Source organism: Ancylobacter moscoviensis (assembly GCF_007559435.1).
In the GTDB taxonomy this organism is placed as follows: Bacteria; Pseudomonadota; Alphaproteobacteria; order Rhizobiales; family Xanthobacteraceae; genus Ancylobacter; species Ancylobacter moscoviensis.
Genome location: NZ_VMBP01000001.1, coordinates 399,671 through 423,657 on the forward strand (window position 1 = coordinate 399,671; position 23,987 = coordinate 423,657).

Sequence of the window (23,987 nt, forward strand, 5' to 3'; positions counted from 1 at the left end):
ATCTCCCATGAGCGACGCATTGCAGTGGCGGGAGCAGACGGCCGACGCCCTTTCGCCGGAGGCCGTTCCTGAGCCGTCCATCACCGAACCGGCGGCCCCCACCGGGTTCGCCGCCGAACCCGCCTGGGCCGCCGTCGGCTCGCTTACCCTCGGGGTTTTCGGCCTCGTCACGGCGGAATTCCTGCCGGCGAGCCTTCTCACCCCGATGGCCGCCGACCTCGGCATCAGCGAGGGAACGGCGGGGCAGGCGGTGACGGCGACCGCTGCCGTCGCACTGGTGGCGAGCCTCATCGTCACCGCCGCGACCCGCACCATCGACCGCCGCCTCGTCCTGCTCGCCTTCTCGGTGCTGCTGGTGGCGTCGAACCTCATCGTCGCCTTCGCGCCGAACCTCACCCTGCTGCTGGTCGGCCGCGTGCTGCTCGGCGCGGCGCTCGGCGGCTTCTGGGCCATGTCGGCGGCGCTCGCCATGCGGCTGGTGCCGGAGGCGCTGGTGCCGCGCGCCCTGTCGATCATGTTCAGCGGCGTCTCCGCCGCCACCATCTTCGCCGCCCCGGTCGGCAGCTATGTCGGGCATCTCTTCGGCTGGCGGGTGGTGTTCCTCATCGCCGCCGCGCTGGCGGTGGTGACGCTCGTCGCCCAGTTCGCGACACTGCCGAAGATGGCGCCGAGCGGCACGGCGCGGCTGCGCACCCTCGTCGACGTGCTGCGGCGGCCGGGAATCGCCATCGGCGTGCTCTGCGCCATGCTGGTCTTCACCGGGCACTTCGCCTTCTTCACCTATATCCGGCCGTACCTCGAGACGGTGACCGGCGTCGGCATCAGCGCGGTCTCGGGCATCCTGCTCGGCTTCGGCGTGGCGAACTTCGCCGGCACGCTGCTCGCCGGGCCGCTGCTGGAGCGCAGCCTGCGCCTCACCCTCGTCGCCATGCCGCTGCTCATGGGCGCGCTCGGCCTCGGCCTGGTGACGCTGCAGGGCACGCCGGGCCTCGATTCCGTGCTGATCGCGCTGTGGGGGCTCGCCTTCGGCGCCGTTCCCGTCGCGTGGTCGACCTGGCTCACCCGCACCGTGCCCGATCAGGCGGAGACGGCGGGCGGCCTGCTGGTCGCAGCGGTGCAGTTCGCCATCTCGCTCGGCGCCGCCGGCGGCGGGCTGATCTTCGACCTCGACGGGGTCTCCTCGGTGTTCGCCGCGAGCAGCGCGGTCCTGCTGGCCGCCACCCTCATCATCCTCGTCGGCGTCCGCTCGCGGCGGACGGCATAGCGCGAGCCGGCGGCGGGCGGTTCCTCAGGGCGTCGCCCGCCGCGGCTCGTCCAGCGCGGCGCGCACGAGCCGGCCAGCGGCGCGGCCGGCCGATTCCATGTAGCCGGGGTCGCGATGGAGCAGCACGACCGCGAAGGAACCGTCGATCAGCAGCACCACCTGCCGCGCGAGATCGCGCGCCGCCGCGCTGTCGATGCCGGCGTCCTCGAACAGCCCGCATAGCCAGTCCTCCAGCCGCGTCTTGTGGGCCCGCCCGGCGCGCATCGCCGGGTGTCCCGGCATATTGAAGAGCTCGACCGAGGTGCGCAGGAAACCGCACCCCTTCCAGCGGGCATGGCCGGCGGCGCTCGCGAGCGCGCGGAACACCGCCTCGATGCGCGCGGCGACGTCGCCCTCCGCCTCGGCATACTGCCGCCGGAACCAGGCGAGGTTGGGCGGGTCCCGCGTCTCCAGATAGGCGGCGATCAGCTCGTCCTTGCTGCGGAAGTGATAATAGAGCGTGCGCTTGGTGACGCCTGCCTTCTCCGCCACCGCATCCACGCTCACCGCGCGGATGCCCTCGCCGTAGAAGAGCTTTCCGGCGGCCTGGAGAATGCGCTCGCGGGTAGGCAGGGCAACGGTTTCCATGCGGGGAAAGTATACTGCCTAGTGAATATACACCATCGCGGCTTCGCTCTAGCGTCGCCGGCATGAGCACGGGAAGCCCCATCGCCGAGATCGAGCCGCGCAGCGTGGCGATCGCCTGCCGGGACGGCGTCGTCCTCGGCGGGCATTTCTGGCCGGCGCAGGGACGAGCCTCGCTGGGTGCCGTCGTCATCAACCCGGCGACCGGGGTGCTGGCGCGCTATTACCACCGCTACGCCCGCTTCCTCGCCGGCCACGGCTTCGACGTTCTGACCTTCGACTATCGCGGCATCGGCCTGTCGCGGCCGACCGACCTGCGCGGCTGCGGCTATCGCTGGCGCGACTGGGGCGAACAGGACGTCGACGCGGCGCTGCGCTTCATGGCGGACGAGACCCAAACCGGCCCGCTGATGGTGGTCGGCCACAGCATCGGCGGCTTCCTGCCGGGACTGGCGGAAAGCGGACGACGGATCGGGCGCATGCTCACCGTCGGCGCGCAATATGCGTGGTGGATGGACTACGCGCCGCGCCGGCGGCTGGGCCTGCTGTGGCAGTGGCATCTCGTCATGCCGGCAGCCACCCTGCTCTGTGGCTATTTCCCCGGCCGCCGGCTCGGCTGGCTGGAGGACCTGCCCGCCGGGGTCGCCCGCGAATGGAGCTTCCGCGGCCCGCGCTTCGAGACCAGCCACCCGCGCGGGAAGCGGGCGGAGGCGCTGTCGCGCATGGCCGGCGTGCGGGCACCCATTCTCGCCGTCTCGGCCTCGGACGATGAATTCGGCACGATCCCGGCCCTGCGGCGCGCGCTTTCCTACTACACCGGCGCCGGGCGCACGCAGGTGCAGATCGATCCGGTGGACTATGGCCGCGAGACGATCGGCCATTTCCAGCTCTTCCACGACAGCCACGCCGCCGGCTTCTGGCTGGACACGCTGATCTGGCTGCGCGACGGACGGAACCCCTGGCCGCGCCGCGTGGTGGAGGAACTGGGCGGTGCCCCTGACGCTCCTCCAATTCATTCCGAATTGGAAATGGTGTCTCGGTGATCGACCAGATTATCATCTGATCCGACATGGCCGACATTCCGCGCATCTTTCTTGCGGAGTTCCCATCATGATCGACAATCGCACCGCCCCCTATGCGGCCCTCGTTCTGCGCCTCTCCCTCGGCATTCTCTTCCTCGCCCATGCCGGCCTGAAGATCTTCGTCTTCACCCCGGCTGGTACCGCCGCCTTCTTCGGTTCGCTCGGCCTGCCCGGCGCGCTCGCCTACGTCACCATCGTCTGGGAAGTCGTCGGCGCCATCGCCCTCATCCTCGGCATCTGGCCGCGCATCGCCGCTCTCGCCCTGATCCCGGTGCTCCTCGGCGCCATCGCCACCGTGCACGGCCCGGCCGGCTTCTTCTTCACCAATCCGAATGGCGGCTGGGAATTCCTGGCGCTGTGGATCGCCGGCCTCCTCGCCCTCGCCCTTCTCGGCGATGGTCCCTTCGCCCTGAAGACCGGCTCGAACGGCGCGTCCGGCCGCTGACGCCGCCACGGAGGTCGCAACCGTGACCACACAGGCAACATCCGCCGCGCGGGAGGCTTCTCCCGCGCCGGCCAGCTCCCCGTCTCTCTCCATGGGACGCGTGGCCCTGACCGTGAACGATCTCGACCGCGTCGCCGATTTCTACGAGCGCGCGGTCGGCCTTCACCGGCTACGGCGCGACGGTGAGACCGCGCAGCTCGGCGCGGGCAATACGGTGTTGCTCGAACTGCGCCGCGACGCATCGGCCCGGCGCCGGTCGCCGCGCGAGGCGGGCCTGTTCCACACCGCCTTCCTGCTGCCGGCGCGCGCCGATCTCGGCCGTTGGCTGATGCACGCCGCGCAGGAACGGGTGCCGCTCGTCGGCGCCTCCGACCATGCGGTGAGCGAGGCGCTCTACCTCACCGATCCCGAAGGCAACGGCATCGAGATCTATGCCGACCGGCCGCGCGACAGCTGGGCCTGGCATGACGGGCTGGTGCACATGTCCACCGAGGCGCTCGACCTCCCCGATCTCGCCGCCAGCGCCGGACAGGGCCGCTGGACCGGCTTTCCGGAAGGCGCCCGCGTCGGCCACGTGCACCTGCAGGTCGGCGCCATCGGCCCGGCGGAGGAGTTCTACACGGGCACGCTCGGCTTCGACATCACCGCCCGCTATCCCGGCGGCAGCTTCTTCGCCGCCGACGGCTACCACCACCACCTCGCGACCAACATCTGGAACAGCCGCGGCGCCGGCCCGCGGAGCTATCCCTCGACGGGCCTTGCGGAGGTGGAGATCCGGCAGCGGTCCCCCGCCGCCCCGCCGCGCACCGAGCTGGCGGATCCGTGGGGCACGGCCATCGCGCTGATCGGCGAGGCCGTCACCTCCGGTTGAGGCGAAGACGGCGGCGGGCGGCTATGATCGCGCCGCCCGCCGCGTCGCCGGCCCCGGAAGATCGCCATGGACCGCCTCGACTGTGACCGCATGCTCGTCGCCGTGCTCGACACCGGCAGCTTCGCCGAGGCGGCAAGGCGGCTCGGCGTCAGCCCCGGCCAGGCCTCGAAGCTCGTCTCCAGGCTCGAATCCGATCTCGGGGTGCAGCTCATCAAGCGCACCACCCGCGCCCTGTCGCCGACCGAGGTCGGGCAGGCCTATTACGAGCGGGTGAGGCTGCTGCTGGACGAGTTCGACACGCTGGACGCCTCCGTGCGCAACGCCTCCGGCGCGCCGGCGGGCCGCCTGCGCCTCACCGCGCCGATGTCCTTCGGCCGCATCCAGCTCATGCCGCTGCTGCTCGCCTTCGCCGACGCCTTTCCCGACATCCAGCTCGACGTGAACTTCTCCGACCGGGTGGTGAACCTCGTCGACGAGGGCTTCGACATGGCGGTGCGGGTCGGCAAGCCGACGGACAGCCGGCTGATCGCGCGCAAGCTGTGCGATGCCCATGTGGTCGTCGTCGCCGCGCCGTCCTATCTCGACAAGCACGACGAGCCGGCGACCCCGGAGGATCTGGCGCGGCACGAGTGCATCGTCGACGACAATTTCCGCGACCCGCTGAACTGGCGCTTCCAGGCGGGAGCGCGCAGGGACCCGACCTCGGGCGGGGCCGGCGCCATCACGGTCGCGATCTCCGGGCGGCTGCGCTTCTCCAATGGCGAGGCCTGCCTCGCGGCGGCGGAAGCCGGCTTCGGCATCGCCCGCGTGCCGAGCTTCATCGCCGAGGCCAGCCTCCGCGAGGGCCGCGTGCGGCAGCTCCTGACCGAGCCGGAAGAGCCGCCGCTCGGCATCTTCGCGCTCTACCCGCCGGCCAAGCACCTCGCGCTCAAGGTGCGCACGCTCGTCGACTTCCTCGCCAACAGCTTCCGGCCGGAGCGGGACTGGAACCGCTGAATACGGGACGCCGGACAGCGCCCCGCATGCCGGCGGCCCGCCCGCGCGGCCTCTACGCGCCGACGGCTTCCTTCACCGTCTGCCGCCACGGCGTGGTGGGGCGGCCGATCAGGCGACTGAGCGCATGGCTGTCGTCGAACAGCGCTCCGCCGGCGGTCTTGGCACTGCTGTCCGCGAGGATATGGGCGAAGGGACCGGGAAGCCCCGCCTGCTCCAGCGCGGCGCCATATTCGGCTTCCGGCAGGTCGCGATAGACGACCGGCTTGCCGCTGAACTCGGCCAGCGCGGCGGCGAGCTCGTCCTGCGTGAAGGCTTCGTCGCCGGCCAGCTCATAGACCTGCGTGGCGACGGACGTGCCCGCGAGTACGGCCACCGCCGCCGCCGCGTAATCCGCCCGCGCCGCCGCCGAGGTGCGCCCACTCCCGGCGCTGCCGAGCAGCACGCCATGGGCGATGGCGGGAGCCGCGCCGGCGGTGAAGTTCTCGGTGTACCAGCCATTGCGCAGCACGGCGTGCGGTATCCCGCTCGCCTTCAGCGCCTCCTCGGTGGCGCGGTGCTCGACGGCGAGGTCGAGCGGGTTGGTGTCGGCATGCAGGATGCTGGTGTAGGCGATGAATTTCACCCCCGCCGCCTTGGCGGCGTCGATCACGGCCTGGTGCTGCGCCGCGCGCTGGCCGACCTCGCTGGAGGAGATCAGCAGCAGGCGCTCGACGCCGGCCAGTGCCGGCGCGAGGGTGTCCGGCCTGCTGTAGTCGAAGCGGCGGACCTGAACCCCCTTCCCCGCCGCGTCGGCGGCCTTGGCCGGATCGCGCACCAGCGCGACGACGGCGCCGGGGGCGACCTTCTGGATCAGGGCGTCGATGACGAGGCGGCCGAGCTGCCCCGAGGCTCCGGTGACGGCATACATGGCGGGTCTCCAGCGGTTGCGAATGTGGTTCCGGAGCCGGTATAGTCCCCTAACTTACTTTCGAGAAGTACTTACATAAAGGTAAGTGTTTGATGTTGAAGCGCCTTTCCTCGCGCATCGCCGACCGCCTGGAGCGCGGCGACGTCTTCGAGCCGCGCTGTCCCTCGCGCGAGGTGATGAAGCACGTCACCAGCAGCTGGGGCATCCTGGCCCTCATCGCGCTGCAATCCGGCACGCTGCGCTTCAGCGAACTGCGCCGCAAGGTGAACGGGGTGAGCGAACGCATGCTCGCCCAGACGCTGCAGCAGCTGGAAGCCGACGGGCTGGTCAACCGGAAGAGCTTCCCCGTCGTGCCCCCGCATGTGGAGTACACGCTGACCCCGCTCGGGGAGGAGGCCGCCGCCCTCGTCGAAGCACTGGCCGACTGGATCGAGGACCGCCTCCCGGCGCTCCGCCCCTCGACGTCCGCGCCGGCGGCGTAACCGCGCCGCCGTCTCCAATCCCTCGCGTGGCAGGACAGCATGCTGACCCTCACCTCCCTCGGCGGTGCCGGTACCGTCACCGGCTCCAAGCACCTTCTTCAGTACGGCGACCGGCGCATCCTGATCGACTGCGGCCTGTTCCAGGGCCTCAAGAACCTGCGCGAGCTGAACTGGGAGCCGCTGCCGGTGGCGCCCTCCAGCATCGATGCGGTCATTCTCACCCACGCCCATCTCGACCATTCGGGCTACCTCCCCAAGCTGGTGCGGGACGGCTTCCGCGGCCGTATCCATGCGACCGCCGCCACGCGCGACGTGGCCGAGCTGATCCTGAAGGACAGCGGGCACCTGAACGAGAAGGATGCCGAATACGCCAACCGCAAGGGCTTCTCGAAGCATGCGCCGGCCCTGCCGCTCTACGGCGTGCGGGAGGCGGAACGGGCGCTCGAATTCTTCGCCCTCGCGCCGTTCAATGAATCCGTCGAGATCGCCGGTGGCGCGCGGCTGACTTTCCGCCATGCCGGCCACATCCTCGGCGCGGCGACCGCCGAGGTCGAATGGGGCGGCCGGCGCATCGCCTTTTCAGGCGACCTCGGCCGCTACGGCGATCCGGTGATGCCGGACCCGGAGCCCGTGCCGGCAGCCGACTACGTCGTCGTCGAATCGACCTATGGCGACCGCCTGCACGACCCGACCGACCCCACCGAGGCGCTGGGTGTCGTCGTCGAGCGGACCATCGCGCGCGGCGGCACGGTGGTCATCCCGGCCTTCGCGGTCGGGCGCGCGCAGTCGCTGCTCTATCATCTCTGGAAGCTCAAGGCCGCCGGCCGCCTCGCGCAGGTGCCGGTCTATCTCGACAGCCCCATGGCGATCGACGCCACCGAGCTGCTCGACGCCCATCGCGCCGACCATCGCCTGACGGCGGAGATGTGCGCCGCCATGGACGCGATCGCCACCTACACGCGCGACGTCGAAGGCTCCAAGGCGATTTCCGCCGGCCGTTTTCCCAAGGTGGTGATCTCGGCGAGCGGCATGGCGACCGGCGGGCGCGTGCTGCATCATCTCAAGGCCTTCGCGCCCGATCCGCGCAACACTATCCTGTTCTCCGGCTTCCAGGCCGCCGGCACGCGCGGCCGCGCCATGCTGCAGGGTGCCCGCGAGATCAAGATCCATGGCGAGTGGATCCCCGTCCGCGCCGAGGTCGACGACCTGTCGATGCTCTCGGCGCACGCCGATGCCGGCGAACTCATGCGCTGGCTCTCCGGCTTCCGCCGCCCGCCCGCCCGCGTGTTCATCGTGCATGGCGAGGCCGAGGCCGCCGAGGCGTTGCGGGTACGGATCGGCCGTGAACTCGGCTGGAACGCCACCGTCCCGCGCCAGGATCAGGTCTTCGACCTATGACGATGCCTCCCTCACCCGCCGCGCCTCCCGCCACGGGCAATGGCAGCCCCAACGGCCTCGCCCAGCCGCCGCTGCGCGCGCGACGGCTCGGCCTCTACACCCAGCACCAGCCCATCGTCTTCATGCGCACCGATTGCCATGTCTGCCGCTCGGAAGGTCTCTCCGCGCGCTCGCAGGTGCTCGTCACCGCCGGCGCACGGCAGGTGCAGGCGACGCTCTTCCAGGTGGACGGCGACCGCCTGCTGGCGCGCGAGGAAGTGGGCCTCTCCGAAACCGCCTGGGAATTCCTCGGCGTGGCCGAGGGCGACGAGATTCGGGTCAGCCACCCGCCGGCCCTCGAATCGCTCGCCAACGTCCGTCGGCGCATCTACGGCAACCGGCTCGACCAGCGGGCCTTTTCCGAGATCGTCACCGACATCGTGGCCGGGCGCTATACCGAGGTCCACCTCGCCGCCTTCCTCACCGCGAGCGCCGCGCTGCCGCTCGACGAGGACGAGACGACGAGCCTGACGCGCGCCATGGTCGATGTCGGCGACCGCCTGCGCTGGAACGCGCCGGTCGTCGTCGACAAGCATTGCGTCGGCGGCCTTCCCGGCAACCGGACCACGCCGATCATCGTCGCCATCGTCGCCGCGAACGGGCTGGTGATGCCGAAAACCTCGTCCCGTGCCATCACCTCCCCGGCCGGAACCGCCGACACCATGGAGACGCTGGCGCCGGTCGATCTGGACATCGCCGCGCTGAAGCGCGTGGTCGAGGCGGAAGGCGGCTGCATCGCCTGGGGCGGGGCGGTGCATCTGAGCCCGGCCGACGACATCTTCCTGCGCGTCGAGCGCGAACTCGACATCGACACCGAGGGCCAGCTCATCGCCTCGGTGCTGTCCAAGAAGATCTCGGCGGGCTCGACCCATGTCGTCATCGACATCCCGGTCGGCCCGACCGCCAAGGTACGCGGCGAGGACGCCGCCACCCATCTGGCGGCACGCATCGACGCCGTCGCGGCCCGTTTCGGCCTGTCCACGACCTGCGTCCAGACCGACGGCACCCAGCCGGTCGGCCGGGGAATCGGCCCCGCGCTCGAAGCCTTCGACGTGCTGGCCGTGCTTCGGAACGCGCCGGGGGCTCCGGACGACCTGCGCCGCCGCGCTATCACGCTGGCCGGCGCCGCTCTGGAGATCGGCGGCAAAGCGGCGGAGGGGCAGGGCGCCGCCTTGGCCCATGCGACGCTGGAAAGCGGCGCCGCCTGGGTCAAGTTCCAGGCGATCTGCGCCGCGCAGGGCGGCCTGCGCGAACCGCCGCGGGCCACCTATGTCCGCCCGTTGCTCGCTCCGCGCGCCGGGCGCGTGGTCTACATCAACAACCGCAAGCTCTCGCGCCTGGCCAAGCTCGCCGGGGCGCCCGAGGCGAAGGCTGCCGGCCTCCACATGGAGACCCGCCTCGGCGAGGAAGTCGACAAGGGACAGCCCCTGCTGCGCATCCATGCGCAGACCACCGGCGAGATGGCCTACGCGCTCGATTATGTCGCGCGGGCAGGCGACATCATCGAAGTGGAGCCGTGACCCGAAACGGGCAGGCTCAGGACGAGCCCGCCGCGCCCGACGTTCCGCGGAACACCAGCCGGTTGCAGACCAGGATCGCCAGCAGCGAGCCCACCCCGACCAGCGTGAAGATGGCGTTCACCGACGGGGTGAAGCCGAAGCGCATCTGGTTCCACACCCAGATCGGCAGGGTCGGTGCCGTGCCGGAGAGGAACAGCGTCACCATCACGTCGTCCGCCGACAGGGTGAAGCCGAGCAGCGCGCCGCCGATGATCGCCCCCCGTATCGAGGGGAACAGCACGTGGACGAAGCTCTGCCAATGATTGGCGCCGGCATCCATCGAGGCTTCCAGCAGCGCCCCGTCGAGCCGTCGCAGCCGGGCGAGGATGATCATCAGGATCACCGGCATGACGAAGCTCGACTGGCCGATCACCGTGCGGAAGATGCCGGACGGCACCTGTACCAGCTGCGTCGCCAGCACCATGACGATGCCGAGCACGACGCCGGGGATGGCGACCGGGAGGGCCAGCGCGAACTCGAAGAAGCGCGCCTGCCGCACCCGCCCGTAATGGATCGCGAAGGCGAAGCCGGTCGCCGCGACGGTCGAGACGAGGACCACGGTGAAGCCGACGACGAGGCTGCGCCGCACCGCTTCCAGCATCGACGCGTTCTCCGCCAGCTCGGCGTACCAGCGCAGCGTCGCGCCCTGCAGGGGAAAGGCCTGCACGGAGGAATCGTTGAACGACATCAGCACCATGATGGCGAGCGGCGCGTAGAGGAACAGGTAAGGCAGGGTGAAGGCGGCGGCGGCGAGGCTGCGCAACACTCGCCGGCCGGGGCTGAGCCGGGCGCGCGAGACGGCGGGCCGCGCCCCCTCGTCGCCCATCAGCACGCCCTTCGTCTGCCCGGCCCACATGACGAGGGCGAGCACCACGCCGACGCTCAGCATCAGGCAGACGGCGATGGCCGACCCGTAGGGCCAGTTGTTGGCGATGCCGAACTGCGAGGCGATGACCATGCCGATCATCGTGCCGTCGATGCCCCCGACCATGGAGGGCGTGATGTAGTCGCCCACCGTCATCAGGAAGGCGAGCGAGAAGCCGATGGCGACGCTCGGCCGCGACAGCGGCCACACGACGTGCCGGAAAGTCTGCCAGGCGGAAGCGCCGCTGTCCTGCGACGCCTCGATCAGCGAATGCGGGATCTTCTCCAGCGCCGTGAAGATGGCTACGAAGCAGAAGGGAATCGAGATGTAGGTGTAGGTCAGCAGCACCGAGAAGCCGGTGTAGAGGAACGCCTCGCTCGGCTGATCGAGGACGCCGCTGCCGACCAGGAACGAGTTCAGAATGCCGTTCTGGCCGAGGATCATGCGCCAGGCGAAGACGCGCATCAGCAGGCTGATCCACAGCGGGATGATCACCAGCAGCACCAGGATGGAACGGTTCCTCTGCACCACCCGCGCCGCGTAATAGGCCATGGGATAGGCGATCAGGCAGCCGATGGCGGCGGCGCCGAAGCTGGTGGCGAGCGTCTTCAGCAGCAGGAACTGGAAGCTTGAAGACTTCCACAGCCGCACATAGCTGGCCACCGTCGGATCGAAGACGATCAGCCCGTTGGAGGTGCGCAGGAAGCTGGCGCCGATCAGCAGCAGATTGGGCACCAGCACCAGGGCGATGAACCAGGCATAGACCGGCCAGCCGAGGATGCTGAAGCTGCGGAAACGGAGCGGACGGGCGGCGGACATGGGGATATCGGAGGCGATGTCAGCCATGGAACACCGTCGCGTTGCTGGCGTCGAACAGGACACGCACCTGCCGGCCGGGCGCATAGCCCTCGCCCCCGGCGGATGGAACCGCGGCGATGATGTTCAGCCCGCCGCAGCGCACGTTCACCTCCAGCGCGTTGCCGAGGAACAGCACGTCCTCGACCGTGCCCGCCACGCTGCAGGCGCCGTTGGCCGGCTGGTCGGCGGCGGCGAGGCGCACGCATTCGAAGCGGATCGCCATCCGCGCCGGACCCGGCCGCGGCGTCGCGACGCCGGAGAGCGGCTGGCCGTCCAGCACCGCGGTGCAGCCGCCCTCGCCCGACACGCAGTCGATGGGCAGCAGGTTGGAGCGCCCGACGAACTGGGCGACGAATTCCGAGGACGGGTCGAAATAGATCTCGCGCGGCGTGCCGAGCTGGGCGATGCGCCCTTCGCTCATCACCGCCACGCGATCCGACATGGACAGCGCCTCGCCCTGGTCGTGGGTCACATAGACGAAGGCGATGCCGAGCTCGCGCTGGAGCGAGACCAGCATGTGCTGCATCTGCTGGCGCAGCCGCAGGTCCAGCGCCCCGAGCGGCTCGTCGAGCAGCAGGATGCGCGGCCGGCAGACGATGGCGCGCGCCAGCGCCACGCGCTGGCGCTGGCCGCCGGAAAGCTGATGCGGCAGGCGGGCGGCGAAGTCGCCCATGCTCACCAGATCGAGGCATTCGCGCGCCTTGGCGAGGCGCTCGGCCTTGCGCGCGCCGGCCATGCGCAGCGGATAGGCCACGTTCTCCAGCACGCTCATATGGGGGAACAGCGCGTAGCTCTGGAAGACGGTGCGCACGTCGCGGCGGAACGGCGGGACATGGGTGATGTCCTCGCCGTCCATCAGGATGCGGCCGACATCCGGCTGCTCGAAGCCGGCGATCATCCGCAGCAAGGTGGTCTTGCCCGAGCCGCTGGGGCCGAGGATGGAGAAGAACTCCCCGGGCTCGACCGAGAAGGAAATCCGGTCGAGGGCCGGTCGGGTCGCCCCGTCATAGGTCTTGTCGACCCCCGCGACGGTCAGGATCGCCTGCGAAGACTTTGCCATCACTCGTGCTCCGATATGCGCGTCAGGGTGGGCACGCTCGTCAGAGCGTGCCGGCCTTGAAGTCGTTCCAGATCTGCAGCCGGCGTTCGAAATCTTCCGGCTTCTGCAGGATCACGAGCTTTTCCCAGAAGTCGCCGGCCTGCGAATCCGGGATGTTGGTGCGCTGGAGCGTCTTCTCGCTCACGCCGCCCGCCTTGGCTTCGGCGAGGTCGAGCACGCCGTTATTGGTCGAGGCCTCGATGAAGCGGGCCTGCCACTTGGTGGAGAGGTTGTCGTTGATGAACTTGTAGACGATGTCGCGGTTGCCCTTCTTGGAAACGCCGGCGCAGTCGATCCAGGTCGGGGTGCCTTCCTTCGGCAGCGCATAGTTGAAGTTCTTGCCCTTGTCCTGCAGCGAGGTCACGACGGCGATGTTCTGGCAGTAGCCGATGACCGCGTCGCCGGCGGCGTAGATCGTCACCGCGTCGTCGAAGCCGCGGGCGATGGTGCGCACCTGCTGGCGCAGCGCGCGCAGAGCCTTCTCGCAGGCCTCGAAGTCGGCATCCGTCAGGTTGAAGGGATCCTTGGCGCCGACATGGAGCGCGATCATCGGGAACACGATCGTGCAGTCGTCGAAGATATTGACCTTGCCGCGGTACTTCTCGTCCCACAGCGCCGCCCAGCTGTCCGGCGACGTGATGAGATCGGCGTTGTACATCAGCGGCTGGGTGCCCCAGTTGTAGGGCACGCCGACGATCTCGCCGCCGACATTGGTGTATTTCTTCCAGTCGAGCTTGGGCGTGATGTTGGAGATGTTCGGCACCTTGGCGGTGTCGAAGGGCCCGATGAGGCCGGCTTCCTTGAAGCGCGGCAGCGAGCCGGTCTCGATATACATCACGTCCGGCTGCACGGCGCCGGAGAAGGGCTGCGAGAACAGCTCGTCCACCGAGCCGATGACCACCGGCTTGACCTCGACGCCATTGGCCTCGCTCCACTCCTTGCACCAGGCCGGGTCGTGGTAGGTCTCCCAGGTGAGGAGCACGATGGGCTCCTGGGCATGGGCGCGGCGCAGCACGCCCGGCGCGGCCAGAGCCGCTGCCGCAAGGCCCATGCCCTTCATGACACTGCGGCGCGACGGCGCCCGGTTCCCGCTTTGGAAGGTCATTTTTATCCCCTGTGTTCGGGCCTTTTTGGCCGACACGTGGTTCGGCAACTATCGTGCCATCTGCGCCGGTGCAATTTCGGCAAGGTGAGATCACATCATCGTGTCGTCAATCGACGTGTTGTTAAAATAACAAATAATGTACTTTTAATTATAATTCAGCATTTGACTACCGATATACTTGATCACCGTCGAGACATGATCTCGCTCATGAGGCGGGATGAGACACCCGGACACAAAGGCGGGGAAGTTGCATGAATGAGCCGGCGGGTGTCGCAGATGCGCGACAGCCCGCCGCCAGTCGCGCCGGCGTCTCAATGGACGATCTGGTAGCGCTGGAGCTTGCGATAGAGCGTGGCGCGGCTGAGCTGGAGCGCGGCGGCGGCCGCCTTCACATTACCCCCGCAGCGCGCCAGCGTGGCGACGATCGCCTCGCGCTCGGCCGCCGCGATGGCGTGCCGGGCGCTGCCGGCCGCCTCGATCTCCGATCCGCACGCCTCCGCCCCGGCAAAGGGCATGGGTGAGATCGGGGCCGCCGCGAACGGGCCCGGCGCGACGGCGGCAGCCATGCGGGCGCCGGGGCGGATGGCGACGTCGCGCGCCGTCAGCACGCCCCCCTCGCACACATGCACGGCGCGGTTCAGCACGTGGCGCAGCTCGCGCACATTGCCGGGCCAGTCATGGTTCATCAGCAGCGCCAGCGCATCCGGCGCGAGGGTAAGACGGCGCCCCTCGGCGAGGCTCGCGAAAACCGCCTCGATCAGCTCGCGCCGGTCGGCCCTTTCCCGCAGCGCGGGAATGTCGATCACCGCGCCGGCGAGGCGATAATAGAGGTCCTGCCGGAACAGGCCGCGCGCGATCTGCGCCTCCAGGTTCTGGTTGGTCGCGGCGATCACCTGCACGTCGATGCGGCGCGGCTTGCCGGAACCGAGCGGCGTGACCTCGCCGGATTCCAGCACATGCAGCAAACGCGTCTGCTGGCTGATCGGCATGTCGCCGATCTCGTCGAGAAACAGCGTGCCGCCGTCGGCTTCCACCAGCCGGCCCGGGCTGCCCTCGCGGCGCGCCCCGGTGAAGGCGCCGCTGCCATAGCCGAACAGCTCGCTGTCGATCAGCGTGTCCGGCACCGAGGCGCAGTTGAAGGCGACGAAGGGCGCGGCCCGGCGCGGGCTTTCCTCATGGACGGCGCGGGCAAAGGCGTCCTTGCCGACGCCGGTCTCGCCGAGCAGCAGGATCGGCAGCGAACCGCCCAGCACGCGGCGCACGAAGCGGACATTGGTCGTCATGCGCGGGTCGCTGCCGGCGCAGTCGTCCAGCGTCAGCACGCGGGCCGAAGGACGTGCCGGCGCCGGGGCGGGACGCATGCGCGGCGCCGGATCGGCCGACGCCGCCGGGCGGGCGCCGGCGGACGGCACCTCCATCGGCCCGCTCAGCGAGACGGTGATGGCATCGCCGCCCTTCTGCAGATGCAGGGTGAGCTCGGCGCCGCCGAGGCGGGCGAGGTCGATCAGGCGATGGTCGCGCTCGAACACCGCCCAGAGGCTGCGCACGCGGGCGAGCTGCACCCGGTCGCGCAGCATCTCGCGCGCCGCGTGGTTGAGACCGACGAGCTGGAAATCGCCGTCGAAGGCGATGAGCCCGTGATCCACCGGGCCGGTCGCGAATTTGAGAATGTAGTTGCGACGGAAGGCCTTGCGGAACATCCGCTCGCCGATGCGGTCGGCGAGGCCCGAGGTGAGGCCGAGCACCACCTTCAGCGTCTCGCGCTGGAGCTCGGGATTGCGGATCGAGATATTGATGGCGCCGAGCAGCTCGTCGTCGGGGCTGAACAGCGGCGCGCTGGCGCAGGACAGCGCCGAGAACTCGTAGAAGAAGTGGTCGTTGGTGTAGACGCCGACCGGCTGGCGCTCCACCAGGCAGGTGCCGATGGCGTTGGTGCCGGCGGACGGCTCCGCCCAGGCGGTGCCCGCCCGCTCCACCTCGCTGTAGAATTCGGGATTGTAGTTGGCGCGCTCGCTGATGATGTAGCCGTCGATATTGCCGAGGCTGATGCTGAATCCCGAAAGCGAGACGGCGCCGAACATGGCGTCGATCTCCGGCCGGGCGAAATGGATCAGCTCGTCATTGGCCTCGCGCTGCAGCTTCAGCTCGGCCTCGCTCACTGATTCGATGCGGAACTTGGCGCCGGGATCGAAGCGGTAGCCTTCCATGCAGCGCCGCCAGGAGGCGGCCATGGTGTCGGCGGCGCGGAGCGCGCGGAATTTGCCCTCGGCGGCGGCGCCCGGGGGCAGGGCCAGCTGGTTCGCGCTCGAAACGATCCGGGAAACGTGACTGCGCAGGTCCAGCATCGCGAACTCCGGTTCCGACCCCCCGCTTAAATTCTGCGCAGCACAAATCTTGGTCGTCAACCCGAATTCCCTCCCGCTCGGCCGTCCCCCGCAAACGAAAACGGGCCGGCAGTGCCGGCCCGTTCCTCATGCGAAGAGCATGCGCAGATGATCGTTGAGGAAGACCCCGTCGGGGTCCATCTCCCGGCGCAGGCGCTTGAAGGCATCGTATTTCGGATAGATCCGCTCCAGCCGCTCCGGGGTCATGAAGTGGTGCTTGCCCCAGTGCGGGCGCGCGTCGTAGCGGTCGAGGATCGCATCGGCGTCGCGCAGCATGCCCCAGGTCCATTCTTCCAGCGGACCGGAGATGGAAAGAGCGTAGCCGTCCCGCTCGGAATAGGCGGAGAGATAGGTGTCGTCGCCCTTCACCGCCCGGCATTCCACGGGATAGACCGCGTCGGGATACTTCGTCTGGAACATGTGCCGCACGTCCGCGAAGCACTCCTCGAAGCGGCCGAAGGGCACGGCGTATTCGATCTCGCGGAAATTCGGGATGTAGTCGTTGGGGTAGATGATGGAGGAGTGGTCGAACTCCTCCCCCGGCCCCAGCTCCGGCGCAGGTTCCGCCACCGGCACCGCGTTGTAGGTGCGCATGTGGCAGATGTCGAAGTCGCGCGTCGCCTTCGAGGGCACCACACCGCCCGGCAGCTCGTAGAGATCGGCCGATTCCTTGCGCGGCAGCCAGAAGAACCAGAAGGTCCGGTTGGCGTCGAGCAATTCGTGCAGATGGCCGAGGCAGTCCTCGGTGTCGGTGTTCCACGAGCGCTTGTAGATATTGTAGGACGGCACCGCCTGGAGGGTCAGCGAGACCACCAGCCCGAACATGCCGATCGAGGTGCGGAACGCCTTGAACAGCTCGCCGTCGGCCGGCGAGAGGTCGCGCAATTCGCCCTCCGCCGTGACGATGCGCGCGCCGATGAGCTGCGCCGAGAGACAGGGCAGCTTCTTGCCGGCGCCGTGTGTGCCGGTCATCAGCGCGCCGATGACCGCCTGCCGGTCGATATCGCCCTGGTTGTTGAGCGACATGCCCTGCTCGCGCAGGAACTTGGTCAGCGCGCTGATGCGCATGCCCGGCCGCACCGTGACCTGCAGCTTCTCCCTGTCGACGGCGACGACCTGGTTGAAGTCGTCGAAGTCGATGTGGATGCCGGGCGTCGGCACGATGGCGGGGTTGGAATGGCCGGCCCCGCTGGCACGGATCGGCAGGCCGAGCTTGCGCGCCTCGCGCACGATGGCGCACACCTCCTCCTCGGAAGTCGGCCGCGCGGTGTAGCGCGGCACGAAATACTGCTCTCCGAACCAGTTCCACCAGAGTTTGCCGGGCTGCAGCACGCCCGTCTTGTCGACGCTCAACATCTTCTTCCTCCGCCCGCTCAGACCGCCATCGCCGGCACGTTTTCGCCCAGGGCCGCATTGACGGCGGGCATGACGCGCTTGGCAAGCAGCTCCATCGAGCGGCGCATGGCCGGCTTGTCCACCCATTCGTGCGAGGTCATCATCAGCGTGCCGAACGGACCGACCTCCTCGCGCAGCGCGAGGATCTTGCGGGCGACCGTCTCCGGGCTGCCGTAGATCACGAAATTGTCGCGCACCATCTGGTGGGTGATGGTGGCCGGGTCGGTGTCGCGGAACGGAGCGAGCAGGGCGCCGGCGCCCATGCGCTCATACACCCGGTACATGTAGTCGTAGTACCAGTCATAGGCGCCGCCAGCGGTCTTCACGAGGCGCTCGGCCTCCTCGTCGGTATCCGCCACATGGATGGAGCGGGCGACGCGCCACTTCGAGCCGTCCGGCGTCTTGCCGAGCTTGGCGAGCTCGTCGCAATAGGTCTCCCAATGGGTCTTCACCACCCAGGAGGCGACGAAATTGGCCGAGATCGGCATGAAGTCGTTGCGGGCGGCGACGCGCATCGAGCCGGAGTAGGGGCTCGACACCGAGACGGCGAGCGGGGGATGCGGACGGGTCAGCGTCTTGGGCAGGATGCCGACGCCAAGGTCCGGCCAGTAGTTCCTGGAGAGCTTCACGTCCCAGAACTTGCCGGGGATGTCGTAGGGCGGGTCGGAGGCCCAGATCTTCTTCATGATCTCGATGGAGTCGAGCATCATGGCCGTGCGGTCGGCCTGCTCCATGCCGAACACCTCGAAGTCCGAGCCGAGGCCGCCGGTGCCGATGCCGAGCAGCAGGCGCCCGGGGGCGAGGTGGTCGAGCAGGGCGATGTGCGAGGCCGCCATCACCGGGTGATAGAGCGGGAGCGGCAGCACGCCGGTGCCGAGCTTGATGCGCTTGGTCTGCGGCGCCATGTGCGCCAGGAACATCAGCGGCGAGGAAATCTGTTCGATATCGGCGGAGTAGTGCTCACCGATCCACGCTTCCTCGAAGCCGAGCTCGTCGGCCAGCTTGAAGGCCTCGACGTCCTCGGCCAGCGCGGTCGGATAGTGTCGATTGACCGAATGAAGCGGCATCATGAAGAAGGAAAGCAGCACGACCGGACTCCCTTGACTGCGACCGGCGTCACGCCGGCAGCACCATGTCGGCAAGGCTCGTGCCACTCCCTCACATCATTGATTTAACTGGATAAATCCTCTCTCCCTCGCATCCGCCGGCCGGCCGTGTCTCATCCCGGAGAAACCGGCCGCGCCGATGCGAAAGGGCCGGCGCGCGAGATCAGAACCGCGTCGGCGCGAAGGGCGTGATGTCGAAGGCCGGCGGCCGGCCGGCAAGGAGATCGGCGACCGTCATGCCGGTGCGCGCGGCCGAGGCAAGGCCGACATGGCCATGCCCGAAGGCGTACACCACGTCCGGGCTGGCGCTGGCGCGGCCGATCACCGGCAGCGAATCCGGCATGCTCGGCCGGAATCCCATCCAGCGCGACACGCGCTCCTGCGGGTAGTCCGGCGCGAGGCCGGGAAACAGCCGCCGGCCGAGGGTGAGCAGGTAGTCGGCCCGCGTCCAGTTCGGCGGCGCCTCGAGCCCGGCGAACTCGACCGTGCCGGCCATGCGCAGCCCGGTCTCCATCGGCGTCGAGACGAATTTGGCGCTGGCGTCGAGGATGGGCCGGCGAGGCAACGTCTCGGGATCGGCGATCAGCACGTGGTAGCCGCGTTCGGTGTCGAGCGGGATGCTGTCGCCCAGCCCGGCGGCGAGCGGGCGCGAATGGGCGCCGGCCGCCACCACGGCGGCATCGGCGGGAATGAGGCCGGCGTCGGTCTCGACCCCCGTGAGCGTCGTTCCCTGGCGGGCGAAGCCGCGCGCCTGCGCGGCCACGATGCGCCCGCCATCGCGCTGGAACTGTTCGGCGACCGTGCGCACCAGCCGGTTCGGGTTCACCGTGTTGCCCGCCTGCGGGAACAGCACGCCGATCGTGTAGTCGTGCGAGACGCTGGGCTCGAACTGCCACAGCTCGTCCTCGCGCAGCACCTCGAAGGCGATGTCGTTGTCGCGGCGGAGCCGGTAGCCGAGCGCGTCGCCCTCGAAATCGGCCTGGCTGCGATAGACGGCGAGGAAGCCGTCGCGGCGGATCAGCGCCTCGTCGCCGGCATTGCGCACCAGCGGCAGCCAGGCGCCGTAGGAATCGTGCAGCAGCGGCGTGAGGGCGCGGGCCTGCGCGCGCACGCCGGCCTGCGTCCCCGCCCGCACGAAGCGGACAAGCCACGGCGCCAGCGTCGGCAGGTAGCTCCAGCGGATCGACAGCGGCCCGAGCGGGTCGAGCAGGTAGCCGGGAACCTTGGCCAGCGTGCCCGGCATCGACATGGGCACCACCGAGGAGGGCGCGAAGACGCCGGCATTGCCGAAGGAGGCTCCCTCGCCGATGCCGCCGCGCTCGATCAGCACCACGTCGTGCCCATCGCGCAGCAGGAAGCTTGCGGTCGCGACGCCCACCGCGCCGCCGCCGATGACGGCGACGGTGCGCTTCTTGTCTGCCTTGCCGGAAGTAACCATGGTTCAGGCCGCCTTGAGGAAGTCGGCGCAGCGCTCGCCGATCATGATGCAGTTCGCATTGAGATTGCCGCTGACGATGACCGGCATGATCGAGGCGTCGGCGACGTAGAGATTCGACAGGCCGCGCACCTTCAGCCTCTCGTCGACCACCGCCATGGGATCGCTGCCCATCTTGCAGGTGCCGGCGGGGTGGTAGATGCCGATGGAGGTCTCGCGGACATAGGCGGCCCACTCGTCATCGCTCTGCACCTCCTTGCCCGGCTTGAACTCGCCGAGGACATGGCGCGCCATCGGCGGCGCCTCGAAGATGGCGCGCAGCCTCTTCGCGCCGGCGATCAGCGTGTCGAGGTCGCGCGCGTCGCCCAGGAGGTTCGGCTGGATGGCCGGGGCCGCGGAAGGATCGCGCGAGGCCAGCCGCACATGGCCGCGCGAATGGGGGCGGTGAATGTTGTTCAGCGCCGTCACCGCCGGCTTGTCGAACAGGATCGGCCCGGTATCGGTGAGGTCGTAGCCGACCGGCGTGAAGTGATACTGGAGATCGCAGCGCACCAGTTCGGGACGCGAGCGGGTGAAGGCCAGCACATGCGCGTCCGGCGTCGTCCCCGGCCCGCGCCCGGCGAAGAGCCAGAGCGCCCCATAGAGCATGGCGTGGAACAGCGTGTGCTGCACATTGTAGGTGGGCTGGTCCACCCAGACGATATGGCTGGTGCCGGGATGATCGTGGAAGTTCTCGCCCACGCCCGGCAGGTCGTGCACCACCTCGATGCCCTGCTCGCGCAGATGCGCCTGCGGCCCGACGCCGGAGAGCATGAGGATCTGCGGCGAGCCGAAGGCCCCGGCCGCGAGCACCACGCCCTTGCCCGCCCGCGCCACGACGAGCCGGCCCTGCCGCTCGAACTCGACGCCGATGGCCCGGCGGCCCTCGAACAGCACGCGCCGGACCTGCGCCTGTGTCAGCACGGTGAGATTGGGACGCTTGCGCCAGAGATAGGCCCGCGCCGAGCTGCACCGCCAGCCGCCCCGCTGCGTCGCCTGCACATAGCCGATACCGCCCTGCGGCGGGCGGTTGAGATCGGGCGTCGCCTCGAGGCCCGCCTCGACGCCGGCGCGCAGAAAGGCCTCCGACAGCGGGTGCGAGGTGCGCAGGTTCTGCACCCCGAGCGGCCCCCCGACACCGTGATCGGCATCGGCTCCGTTCTCATTGTCCTCGGCGCGGCGGAAATAGGGGCGCACGCTCTCGAAATCCCAGCCGGCGCAGCCATTCGCCGCCCAGTCGTCGAAATCCTCCGGCTGGCCGCGCACATAGAGCATGCCGTTGATGGAGGACGAGCCGCCGAGCACCTTGCCGCGCGGCATGTAGTCGGTGCGCCCGCCGCGCGAGGGATCGGGCGCCGAGGTCAGCCGCCAGTCGAAGCGGGGATTGCCGATGGCGTAGAGATAGGTCGCCGCCGGCATCAGCACCGGCAACCGTCGATCCGAGCCGCCGGCTTCCAGCACGAGGACGCGGGAGCCCCCGTCTTCCGCGAGTCGCCCGGCAACGCTACTGCCACCGGACCCGGAGCCGACAACGATGTAATCGAATTCCATGGGATCTACACTGCACCCGAAGCGACACGGCGCCCATTGCGCGAATATCTTTTAATATGTCACCAATGATGTGAAGTATAGTTAGAAGTGCATGGCCCATTATTTCTCACTTATGAGACATTCTATTCTCAGTAGCGAGAATCGCCCTCGTCGCGGCCCGTCGATCCGCGAAACCTTCGCAACGCGGCCGCAGGCGCGCGGCCGCCGCGCTCGCGGTATCGGGCAACGCGGGAGATCGTGGGACGTCCGGCAGGGCTTCCACTTTTGCGCGCAGGACGTACAATCCGCCTCTCCCCGGCGCGGGCGTGAAAGCCGCTTTCCGTCGACGGACGGCCGACACGGCCCCGTCACAATACGGCTTGCCAAAAAAATGGGCGTGCCGCATCATGGATCAATTCAAGGGCGCCGAAGAATTCGCCCGGGACGATTCGTTTTATTTGCCAGAGCCTTGCGTGCTCACAGTGCGGCATTTGGATGTGAGCCGGCGTTGAGGCGCTTCGCGCTGACAGCTTCCCGAGCTCCGCATGCAGAGCGGGATCGAGCGCTATGATGGATCACGGTCAAAGGGTGCTGACCACTCTCCGTACCGCGCCGGGACTGGTTCCGGTCGGACAGGATTTCCCCTATCGCTCCTGGTCGCGCTGCGTCGAGGAGTACGGGCTGGAGCCGGGACGCTGCGGCGCGCTTCCGCTGGTCGGGCACCGGGAAATCAACGTTGCGCGCGAGGCGCTCGAGGACAAGCTGATCTTCGCCTATGAGGAGATCGACTTCCTCTATTCCATCGTCGGGCGCATCGGATACTGCGTGACGCTGACCAACGCCGAGGGCGTGACCGTCGCCGAACGCGCCGACCGCTCCTCGCGCTACTATTCCGACACCGAGCGCCCCGGCTCAGTATGGAGCGAGCGCCATGCGGGCACCAATGGCGTGGGCACCTGCCTTCGCGACGCGACCGTGACCTCGGTCTATCAGGACGAGCACTTCTTCGAAGACTTCATCGAGATGTCCTGCGCGGCGATGCCGCTCTTCGCGCCGGACGGCGCGCTCTGGGCGGCGCTCAACATCACCGTGCGCAACCCGAAGCTCCAGCGCGAGACGCACGCCATCGCGCTGGAGGTGGTGCGCAAATCCGCCGAGCGCCTGTCCGAGGCGATCTTCCGGCGCACCTATGCAAACCGCACCGTCCTCAAGCTGTGGAAGCCGGACGGGCAACCCTGCCTTCTGGCGGTCGATGCTGATCATGCGGTGGTCGGGGCGGACGCCGCGGCACGCCAGCTTCTCAGCCTGCCGAAGACCGACTTCTCGCCCTTCTCGCTCTGGCGCCTGTTCGCGCGCGATCCTTCCGCGATCAAGGACCGCTCCGGCCCTTCGCTGCCGCTGGAACTGATCCGCCTCGACGGCTCGCCCCTGCGCGGCTACGCCTACGGGCCGCTGCGCGAGCCCGCCCCCACGACACCGCGCACCCGGCCCACCCCCGCGCCGGCACCGGAAGCCGCGGAAGCGGCACCGGTCACGCTCGACCAGTGGGCCGGCACCGAGCCACGCCTGAAGCGCAATGTCGACATACTGCGCCGGCTCAGCCGTACCGGCCTGCCGATCCTGGTGCTGGGGGAGACCGGCGTCGGCAAGGACACGCTGGCGCGCGCCTATCACACGGAATCACCGCGCGCCGCGCAGCCCTTCGTCGCGCTCAACTGCGCGGCGATGCCCGAGACGCTGATCGAGAGCGAGCTTTTCGGCTATGCCGGCGGTGCCTTCACCGGGGCGCGCAAGGAGGGCTCGGCCGGGCGCTTCGTGCAGGCCCATGGAGGCACGCTGTTCCTCGACGAGATCGGCGACATGCCGCTCCATCTGCAGACGCGGCTGCTGCGCGTGCTCGAATCCGGCGAAGTCGCCCCGCTCGGCTCCGGTAAGATCCAGCGCGTCGACGTGCAGGTCATCGCCGCCACCAACCAGAAGCTGGAGCAGCGCATCGCGCAGGGCGCCTTCCGTGCCGACCTCTACTACCGGCTCGCCGGCGTCGTCATCAACGTCCCCTCCCTGCGCGAGCGCGCGGACAAGGAGGCGGTGATCGACGACTGCATCGCGCGCACGGCCGGCAGGCTCGGCATCCGCGTCTCGCCCGCCGCGCGGCGCATCCTCCTGCAGCATTGCTGGCCGGGAAACCTGCGCGAGCTCTATCTCGTCGTCAGTCGCGCCACCTCGCTGGCCGAAGGCAAGATGATCGAGTCGCACGATCTCCTGCTGGCCCCCTCGGTGATGCCAGTGGAGGCACCGCTCGCCGCCGCGCCATTGACCGACGCGGGCGAGCGCCGGCCGGCCGGCATGCGCGCGCGGGTCGACGAAGCTGAGCGTGCGGCCATCCTCGACAATATCGAGGCCTGCCGGGGCGACATTGCCGCCGCCGCGCGCAATCTCGGCATGAGCCGCGCCACGCTCTACCGCCGCCTCAAGGCGCACGGCATCACGCGCCGCGGCTGATC

The 23,987-nt window shown here is 69.1% G+C and carries 19 protein-coding genes; 9 read left to right on the forward strand and 10 right to left on the reverse strand.

Annotated features, from left to right (window positions below; translation table 11 throughout):
* Positions 1-7 precede the first annotated feature (7 nt).
* Complete coding sequence (locus FO470_RS01795; RefSeq protein WP_144341212.1) at positions 8-1,264, forward strand: MFS transporter; 1,257 nt, start codon at positions 8-10, stop codon at positions 1,262-1,264.
* 24 nt (positions 1,265-1,288) lie between these two features.
* On the opposite strand, the gene FO470_RS01800 is transcribed toward FO470_RS01795, so the two are convergent.
* The gene (locus FO470_RS01800) at positions 1,289-1,891 is read right to left on the reverse strand and encodes a TetR/AcrR family transcriptional regulator (protein ID WP_144341213.1); all 603 of its coding nucleotides are present in this window, start codon (positions 1,889-1,891) and stop codon (positions 1,289-1,291) included.
* A 62-nt stretch (positions 1,892-1,953) separates the two neighbouring features.
* Between FO470_RS01800 and FO470_RS01805 the strand changes: the two genes are divergently transcribed.
* The 4 genes from FO470_RS01805 to FO470_RS01820 all read left to right on the forward strand — a co-directional run bounded on the left by FO470_RS01805 (position 1,954) and on the right by FO470_RS01820 (position 5,282).
* Positions 1,954-2,931, forward strand: coding sequence for an alpha/beta hydrolase family protein (locus FO470_RS01805; RefSeq protein WP_186291801.1), 978 nt, complete (start codon positions 1,954-1,956; stop codon positions 2,929-2,931).
* A gap of 67 nt (positions 2,932-2,998) precedes the next feature.
* Positions 2,999-3,415, forward strand: coding sequence for a DoxX family protein (locus tag FO470_RS01810; protein WP_144341214.1), 417 nt, complete (start codon positions 2,999-3,001; stop codon positions 3,413-3,415).
* Positions 3,416-3,506: 91 nt separating this feature from the next.
* On the forward strand, positions 3,507-4,286 hold the full coding sequence (locus FO470_RS01815; protein ID WP_144341215.1) for a VOC family protein: 780 nt from the start codon (positions 3,507-3,509) through the stop codon (positions 4,284-4,286).
* Between the two features lie 66 nt (positions 4,287-4,352).
* Positions 4,353-5,282 carry a LysR family transcriptional regulator gene (locus FO470_RS01820; RefSeq protein WP_144341216.1) on the forward strand — a complete coding sequence of 310 codons (930 nt, stop codon included), beginning with the start codon at positions 4,353-4,355 and terminating at the stop codon, positions 5,280-5,282.
* Positions 5,283-5,334: 52 nt separating this feature from the next.
* On the opposite strand, the gene FO470_RS01825 is transcribed toward FO470_RS01820, so the two are convergent.
* Positions 5,335-6,189, reverse strand: a complete 855-nt coding sequence (locus tag FO470_RS01825) for an SDR family oxidoreductase (protein WP_144341217.1) — start codon at positions 6,187-6,189, stop codon at positions 5,335-5,337.
* A 92-nt stretch (positions 6,190-6,281) separates the two neighbouring features.
* Between FO470_RS01825 and FO470_RS01830 the strand changes: the two genes are divergently transcribed.
* Genes FO470_RS01830 through FO470_RS01840 form a run of 3 tightly spaced genes read left to right on the forward strand, consistent with a single transcriptional unit; the run spans position 6,282 to position 9,628 of the window.
* A complete protein-coding gene (locus FO470_RS01830; RefSeq protein ID WP_144341218.1) occupies positions 6,282-6,671 on the forward strand; it encodes a winged helix-turn-helix transcriptional regulator in 390 nt (129 codons plus the stop codon).
* A 39-nt stretch (positions 6,672-6,710) separates the two neighbouring features.
* Positions 6,711-8,069: an MBL fold metallo-hydrolase RNA specificity domain-containing protein gene (locus FO470_RS01835; RefSeq protein ID WP_144341219.1), complete on the forward strand. Its 1,359-nt coding sequence runs from the start codon at positions 6,711-6,713 to the stop codon at positions 8,067-8,069.
* Positions 8,066-9,628, forward strand: coding sequence for a thymidine phosphorylase family protein (locus tag FO470_RS01840; RefSeq protein ID WP_144341220.1), 1,563 nt, complete (start codon positions 8,066-8,068; stop codon positions 9,626-9,628). The genes FO470_RS01835 and FO470_RS01840 overlap by 4 nt, the downstream gene beginning before the upstream one ends.
* Positions 9,629-9,644: 16 nt before the next feature.
* Here FO470_RS01840 and FO470_RS01845 read toward each other — a convergent pair whose 3' ends face one another.
* From FO470_RS01845 to FO470_RS01880, 8 genes are all read right to left on the reverse strand, one after another.
* A complete protein-coding gene (locus tag FO470_RS01845) occupies positions 9,645-11,378 on the reverse strand; it encodes an ABC transporter permease subunit (RefSeq protein ID WP_144341221.1) in 1,734 nt (577 codons plus the stop codon).
* A complete protein-coding gene (locus tag FO470_RS01850) occupies positions 11,371-12,450 on the reverse strand; it encodes an ABC transporter ATP-binding protein (RefSeq protein ID WP_144341222.1) in 1,080 nt (359 codons plus the stop codon). Before FO470_RS01850 ends, FO470_RS01845 begins: the two co-directional genes overlap by 8 nt.
* A gap of 40 nt (positions 12,451-12,490) precedes the next feature.
* Positions 12,491-13,594: an ABC transporter substrate-binding protein gene (locus tag FO470_RS01855; RefSeq protein ID WP_144341223.1), complete on the reverse strand. Its 1,104-nt coding sequence runs from the start codon at positions 13,592-13,594 to the stop codon at positions 12,491-12,493.
* Positions 13,595-13,905: 311 nt separating this feature from the next.
* Entirely contained in the window at positions 13,906-15,939 is a 2,034-nt protein-coding gene (locus FO470_RS01860) for a sigma-54-dependent Fis family transcriptional regulator (protein ID WP_144341224.1), read from the reverse strand.
* Between the two features lie 126 nt (positions 15,940-16,065).
* Complete coding sequence (locus FO470_RS01865; protein ID WP_144341225.1) at positions 16,066-17,334, reverse strand: D-arabinono-1,4-lactone oxidase; 1,269 nt, start codon at positions 17,332-17,334, stop codon at positions 16,066-16,068.
* A gap of 17 nt (positions 17,335-17,351) precedes the next feature.
* A complete protein-coding gene (locus FO470_RS01870) occupies positions 17,352-18,461 on the reverse strand; it encodes an LLM class flavin-dependent oxidoreductase (protein WP_144341226.1) in 1,110 nt (369 codons plus the stop codon).
* A gap of 181 nt (positions 18,462-18,642) precedes the next feature.
* Positions 18,643-19,917 (reverse strand): NAD(P)/FAD-dependent oxidoreductase, encoded by a 1,275-nt coding sequence (locus tag FO470_RS01875; protein WP_144341227.1) that lies wholly within the window; start codon positions 19,915-19,917, stop codon positions 18,643-18,645.
* Positions 19,918-19,920: 3 nt separating this feature from the next.
* Positions 19,921-21,504: a GMC family oxidoreductase gene (locus FO470_RS01880; RefSeq protein ID WP_144341228.1), complete on the reverse strand. Its 1,584-nt coding sequence runs from the start codon at positions 21,502-21,504 to the stop codon at positions 19,921-19,923.
* 567 nt (positions 21,505-22,071) lie between these two features.
* Here FO470_RS01880 and FO470_RS01885 point away from each other — a divergent pair.
* Positions 22,072-23,985, forward strand: a complete 1,914-nt coding sequence (locus tag FO470_RS01885) for a sigma-54-dependent Fis family transcriptional regulator (protein WP_186291802.1) — start codon at positions 22,072-22,074, stop codon at positions 23,983-23,985.
* The last annotated feature ends 2 nt before the right edge of the window (positions 23,986-23,987 follow it).

Coding starts and splice junctions, on each gene's coding strand:
- FO470_RS01795 (WP_144341212.1), top strand. CDS start 8: ATGAGCGACGCATTGCAGTGGCGGGAGCAGACGGCCGACGCCCTTTCG.
- FO470_RS01800 (WP_144341213.1), bottom strand. CDS start 1,891: ATGGAAACCGTTGCCCTGCCTACCCGCGAGCGCATTCTCCAGGCCGCC.
- FO470_RS01805 (WP_186291801.1), top strand. CDS start 1,954: ATGAGCACGGGAAGCCCCATCGCCGAGATCGAGCCGCGCAGCGTGGCG.
- FO470_RS01810 (WP_144341214.1), top strand. CDS start 2,999: ATGATCGACAATCGCACCGCCCCCTATGCGGCCCTCGTTCTGCGCCTC.
- FO470_RS01815 (WP_144341215.1), top strand. CDS start 3,507: ATGGGACGCGTGGCCCTGACCGTGAACGATCTCGACCGCGTCGCCGAT.
- FO470_RS01820 (WP_144341216.1), top strand. CDS start 4,353: ATGGACCGCCTCGACTGTGACCGCATGCTCGTCGCCGTGCTCGACACC.
- FO470_RS01825 (WP_144341217.1), bottom strand. CDS start 6,189: ATGTATGCCGTCACCGGAGCCTCGGGGCAGCTCGGCCGCCTCGTCATC.
- FO470_RS01830 (WP_144341218.1), top strand. CDS start 6,282: ATGTTGAAGCGCCTTTCCTCGCGCATCGCCGACCGCCTGGAGCGCGGC.
- FO470_RS01835 (WP_144341219.1), top strand. CDS start 6,711: ATGCTGACCCTCACCTCCCTCGGCGGTGCCGGTACCGTCACCGGCTCC.
- FO470_RS01840 (WP_144341220.1), top strand. CDS start 8,066: ATGACGATGCCTCCCTCACCCGCCGCGCCTCCCGCCACGGGCAATGGC.
- FO470_RS01845 (WP_144341221.1), bottom strand. CDS start 11,378: ATGGCTGACATCGCCTCCGATATCCCCATGTCCGCCGCCCGTCCGCTC.
- FO470_RS01850 (WP_144341222.1), bottom strand. CDS start 12,450: ATGGCAAAGTCTTCGCAGGCGATCCTGACCGTCGCGGGGGTCGACAAG.
- FO470_RS01855 (WP_144341223.1), bottom strand. CDS start 13,594: ATGACCTTCCAAAGCGGGAACCGGGCGCCGTCGCGCCGCAGTGTCATG.
- FO470_RS01860 (WP_144341224.1), bottom strand. CDS start 15,939: ATGCTGGACCTGCGCAGTCACGTTTCCCGGATCGTTTCGAGCGCGAAC.
- FO470_RS01865 (WP_144341225.1), bottom strand. CDS start 17,334: ATGTTGAGCGTCGACAAGACGGGCGTGCTGCAGCCCGGCAAACTCTGG.
- FO470_RS01875 (WP_144341227.1), bottom strand. CDS start 19,917: ATGGTTACTTCCGGCAAGGCAGACAAGAAGCGCACCGTCGCCGTCATC.
- FO470_RS01880 (WP_144341228.1), bottom strand. CDS start 21,504: ATGGAATTCGATTACATCGTTGTCGGCTCCGGGTCCGGTGGCAGTAGC.